Source organism: Deltaproteobacteria bacterium, from assembly GCA_016930875.1.
Classification (GTDB): domain Bacteria; phylum Desulfobacterota; class Desulfobacteria; order Desulfobacterales.
The window spans coordinates 1-4,238 of record JAFGFW010000072.1 but is presented as its reverse complement, the minus strand read 5'-3'; the positions used below and the strand labels follow the sequence as shown (position 1 = coordinate 4,238).

The following is a 4,238-nucleotide window of genomic DNA, read 5'->3' as shown; positions in this document are numbered from 1 at the left end:
TTCCGCAGTAAATAATTTCCCGTCAATGAGGCCCATTTTTTCCCTCGAAGAGGGATGATACTTGTTGCCTTTCTTCAGGAAAGGCAACAAAATCCTGTCCATCCAGTAAATCCTGTCTATAATGTTAACGCCTTAAACGGCAGAGCCTTTTCAATTCTCACCGGCAGAGCCGGTGGATTATTTTTGATTTAACATGCTGAATACCGATTCCAATACCCAGTACTCCAGTACACCAACATTCTATTGTTCCATCTTCATGAAGACCTAATCAATCGTCAATTAAGACATCACGGGAATCAAAAACCGGTCCGTCTGTGCAGACATGAAGGTAGGCTCCACGGTTCCCAGCCTTTTCCACAGCGCATCCCAGACACACCCCAAAACCACAGGCCATGGCCGACTCCAAGGAGATCTGACATGGCGCTTCATGGGCGACTGCTATTTCACTGACTGCCTTAAGCATGGCCTGGGGCCCACAGGCATAGATCATATCCGGTTTTTCATCAAATTCCAGGGCCTTTTGAACCAGCGATGTGACAAGGCCCCTTTCACCCAGACTACAGTCTTCCGTTGTGATGCGAACCGTAGCGCCCACGGACTGGAATTCTTCTTGGCATAAGACATCAGCAGCAGAACGCCCTCCAAGAAAAACCGTGGACTTGACTGAATTGAGCTCAGCAAGGTAAAGCGCAAGATAGTAAAGCGAAGCCACGCCAACACCGCCCGCCACAAGGAAAACGTCGCGCACGCCCTCGGGATAAGAAAAGCCCTTTCCCAGAGGACCCAGGACGTCTATAATATCCCCGGGCTTGAGCTCAGACATGGCCTGAGTACCTTTTCCTACGACCTTATACAACAGTTCAAATCCAAAAATCTCATTGCCTTCAAAAAGGCGTCTGTGCACAGAAAAGGGCCGACGCAGGAGTGGGATAGGCCTGTCGTGAACCCTCACCATAACGAACTGCCCTGGCCGGGTGATCCTGGCCAACTCAGCAAAGGCCAAGCCCATCCTGAAATAGGCTGGCCCCACCTCCTGATTGTGCAAGACTCTTACTTTTTCCTGAAGTAGTTGCTTCATGAGCCGAATACAGAATTCTCTCACCAGCTTCCCATGCTGATGTCGGAGGGTTGAGGACCTCTAACGTCTTTCAAACCTCAGGGCCAAAATCTTTTCGATGATTCTGCTGGTGGAGGCCCCTTCTGTCACCGGAATGCGAACCACTCGCCCGCCGTTTGCTTCCACGACATCTTTTCCCACAATGGCATCCTTTTCCCAGTCCGCACCTTTTACCAGGACGTCCGGCATCAGGACCCTGATTGTCGCCAAGGGGTCTGGCTCGTCAAAAAAGGTAACAAAATCAACACAAGCCAAAGAGGCCAGAACCTCGGCACGCTCATTCTCAGAAACTATGGGCCGTGCTGGCCCTTTGATCTGGCGAACTGAGCGATCAGAATTGAGCCCCACCAAAAGAACATCCCCTTCTCCCTTGGCAGACTTCAAATACCGAACATGACCTATATGAAGCAGATCAAAACAGCCATTGGTAAAGACAATTGTCTTGCCCGCCCTTTTCAAGGCCTGCACGTTCTCTGCAAGCTCTTGTCTTTTGATGATCTTCTCACCCATAGGCTTCAGGCATCCGTTCCTGCAAACACGGAATCTGTTTTCTCGCTCTTTCTACCAAACGCAGATCAATGGAGGCTGAAAGGGAGACTGGATCTTTTCCGGCCCTTGCCAGAACATCTCCCCCAGGGGATATGATCTGGGAATGACCTCCATAAATCAGGTCGCCATCCCCGCCACACCGGTTTGCGGCTAGGACAAAAAGTTGATTTTCGATGGCCCTGGCCTTGAGAAGGGCTTTCCAGTGGTCAACCCGCACAGCAGGCCATTGGGCCATAACAGCCACTATTTTCGCCCCTTGCAGTGCAAGAGACCGGCACAGCTCCGGGAATCTCAGGTCATAGCAGATCATTAGGCCTATGGGACCAAGGGATGTCTTTGCGACAACCGCTTTGTTGCCAGGTCTAAAATACCGATCCTCCTTGGTTGGCGAGAAAAGGTGAACCTTGCGATAGCTCCCTGCAACAGATCCGCCCCTGTCCACCACATAGGTGGTATTGTATATCCCATCTGCCCCTTTTTCAGGCAAGGAACCAATTATCGTAAGGTGTAGTTCTTCTGACAGTCGGACCAGCCATTCAAGAACTGCCGGTGTCGTCTCAGACAATTCCTCAAGCCGCTCATTTGCAAAACCCGTGGACCACATCTCCGGAAGCAGTACAAGCTGAGCCCCCTTGCGGGCAAGGAAAGAGATACGTTGTCTCGCCCTCCTCAGATTCCAGTCAACGTCACCCAGACGTACGTCAAACTGTATAATGCCTGCTTTGACAACCTTCATGGATGGCCTTTTCCATTTTTGTCGCTACGATCCCTGAAACACCCACTCATCCGGATAATGAAATCACACGTAAGCATTAACCCGAAATGCAATGACTTTACTACTTGAGATCATAGTGAAGCTTCAGTGCCCGGTCCACATCGGCCATGATCTCTTCTGGCAGATGTCCGAGGCTCTTGATGAGCCGGATTCTGTCGACCGCCCTGGTCTGATTTACCATCACCTTCGAGCGGGCACGCAAGCCGCCTCTGCCCAGCGGAATCTCGACCTCAAAGGAATAGACGCGGGTCACATTTGAGGTAATTGGACAGATGGAAACAATCGGTGAATGAGTATTGTTTAGGTTGTTGGACACGACCAGAGCAGGGCGAGTTTTCCTTGCTTCCACGCCCAGCGTTGGATCAAAATTGACCAAAAAGACCTGCCCCCTCTTAATCGAGGCCATCGGATATAACCCCTTCGACTTCCTGGTTGATTCTTCGAATCTCCTGAGCGGCCTCCTTGTACTCTGCAGCCAGCCTTTTTTTTCTTTTCTCCTCAAGCAAACGCCTGATGGCCTCTGCGACGAAGCGGCTCCTCTTTCGGGATTCTACTTCCTTGGATAGCTCTGCGAGCATCTCTTTGGGAAGACTGACATTGATACGAGCAGTGTCCATTGTGTTCTCCCAGTGTGTTTTTAATGAAAGAATAAACGAGAGCACTAGAATTTTCAATCTTTTTGTGCTTTTAATTTAATTGAAACCTATGGTATGAAACCTTGAGTTAGATACCATAGGTTTTGCAGCCTGCCAAGACGTTATGAATTCACGGGCTTTGTTCAGAAAACAGCATAGCGTGCTCACACAGCCCGTGCCAGGGTCAAGACATCCACAAACTCCGCACCGGCTTCCATCAAGACCCGCGCACACTCGTTGACCGTAGATCCTGTTGTGTATACGTCGTCCACTAGGAGAATCTTCTGCCCGACTATTTTTTCTGGATCTTTGACAGCAAAAGCGCCCTTGATGTTTTTCTGGCGCTCCTTGCGGCTTAACGCAGTCTGAGGCTCTGTCCACCGGCTGCGCGACAACGTTAGGCCGTCAAAGGGCAATCCTTCCTGCTTTGCCCATCTCCTGACCAAAAGAAAGGATTGATTAAATCCCCTTTCTCGCAGACGCTTCATGTGCAAGGGCACGGAAACAATGAGGTCTATGGAGTTCACATCCCAAAATCGAAAGAAGGCCTCCCTGACAAGGGCGCTCAAAGGCCGGGAAAAGGAAGCCCTTTTTGCGTACTTGAATCGATGAATGGCCTGCATAAGGCTCCCGTCATAGACCCCGAAAGCCCTTGCCCTCCTGAAGTACTTTTCTTCCACAAGGCATTCGGAACAGGTGTGATCTTCTCCTTCCCGTGAAATAAAGGGGAGGCCGCACTTTGAGCAAAAAGGCGAAGCAATAGGAATAAGGTCTTTTCTGCAGGCTTCACAAAAGTACGAGGCAGTAACATGAGCCGGGGAATCGAAAGAAACCTTGTGATCAGGCAACAATCCATCAAAAGCGCCGCAAATAAGACATTTAGGCGGGAAAATGGCGTCCAGAAAGGCTTGCGAAAATCTTTGCAGGAATGGGTGAATGTCCATATCTCACATAGAACCGTCAGCCCGCAGCCGCTTGACGACCATCTCAGGAGGCTTGAAAGACGGTAACCGTTCACAGGTTGCATTTATGCCGTACGGAATTGTTTTGAAAGATGAACGTCGAACATCGAACATCCAACGTCGAATGAAAAACGAATATCCAATAACGAACATTCAACCTGTCGAGAGCCTCAAGGTCGTGCGACGGCTATTTCTGTTTC

7 protein-coding genes are annotated in these 4,238 nt (G+C 50.0%); 1 reads left to right on the top strand and 6 read right to left on the bottom strand.

Going from position 1 to position 4,238, the window contains the following annotated elements:
* Positions 1 to 268 precede the first annotated feature (268 nt).
* The 6 genes from JW883_07205 to JW883_07180 form a co-directional block, all read right to left on the bottom strand.
* Entirely contained in the window at positions 269 to 1,102 is an 834-nt protein-coding gene (locus JW883_07205) for a dihydroorotate dehydrogenase electron transfer subunit (protein MBN1842050.1), read from the bottom strand.
* A gap of 36 nt (positions 1,103 to 1,138) precedes the next feature.
* Complete coding sequence (gene rfaE2 / locus JW883_07200; GenBank protein ID MBN1842049.1) at positions 1,139 to 1,627, bottom strand: D-glycero-beta-D-manno-heptose 1-phosphate adenylyltransferase; 489 nt, start codon at positions 1,625 to 1,627, stop codon at positions 1,139 to 1,141.
* Positions 1,620 to 2,402, bottom strand: a complete 783-nt coding sequence (locus JW883_07195; GenBank protein ID MBN1842048.1) for a carbon-nitrogen family hydrolase — start codon at positions 2,400 to 2,402, stop codon at positions 1,620 to 1,622. Before JW883_07195 ends, rfaE2 begins: the two co-directional genes overlap by 8 nt.
* 100 nt (positions 2,403 to 2,502) lie before the next feature.
* Positions 2,503 to 2,838 (bottom strand): type II toxin-antitoxin system PemK/MazF family toxin, encoded by a 336-nt coding sequence (locus JW883_07190; protein ID MBN1842047.1) that lies wholly within the window; start codon positions 2,836 to 2,838, stop codon positions 2,503 to 2,505.
* Positions 2,834 to 3,058: a ribbon-helix-helix protein, CopG family gene (locus tag JW883_07185; protein MBN1842046.1), complete on the bottom strand. Its 225-nt coding sequence runs from the start codon at positions 3,056 to 3,058 to the stop codon at positions 2,834 to 2,836. The genes JW883_07190 and JW883_07185 overlap by 5 nt, the downstream gene beginning before the upstream one ends.
* A 182-nt stretch (positions 3,059 to 3,240) precedes the next feature.
* Positions 3,241 to 4,020, bottom strand: a complete 780-nt coding sequence (locus tag JW883_07180; GenBank protein ID MBN1842045.1) for a ComF family protein — start codon at positions 4,018 to 4,020, stop codon at positions 3,241 to 3,243.
* Here JW883_07180 and JW883_07175 point away from each other — a divergent pair.
* Positions 4,013 to 4,238: hypothetical protein (locus tag JW883_07175; protein ID MBN1842044.1), on the top strand; the 226-nt coding region annotated here is incomplete at its 3' end. The genes JW883_07180 and JW883_07175 overlap by 8 nt on opposite strands.